We start from the raw sequence: 263 nt of genomic DNA on the forward strand, positions 1-263 counted from the left end.
ATAGAAACCAATATAGCGATTAAGGGATATAGAGCGCGGGAAGGCTTTGGTTTGGTTGATTCATGGAAGGTAGTGGAGCGCGACGAAGATGAGCGAATGATTGCCGTTGAAGTGACGCTGCCTGATTGGGTATTTGCATCTATTGAATCAATGCAGGTATTAACGCTAAACAGCGATTATTTCAGTATTCGCAGCGCACTAGACCGCCGAATTTATGAGCTTGCCCGCAAGCATTGCGGCAAGCAACCAAGCTGGACGGTATC

At 47.1% G+C, this 263-nt stretch carries 1 protein-coding gene; it reads left to right on the forward strand.

The genetic code is table 11. From position 1 onward, the window contains the following. Positions 1 to 263 (forward strand): replication initiator protein A (locus tag AXE65_RS10485; protein ID WP_193393244.1); only part of this gene is annotated, 263 nt, incomplete at both ends.

Source organism: Ventosimonas gracilis (genome assembly GCF_001580025.1).
GTDB lineage: Bacteria > Pseudomonadota > Gammaproteobacteria > Pseudomonadales > Pseudomonadaceae > Ventosimonas > Ventosimonas gracilis.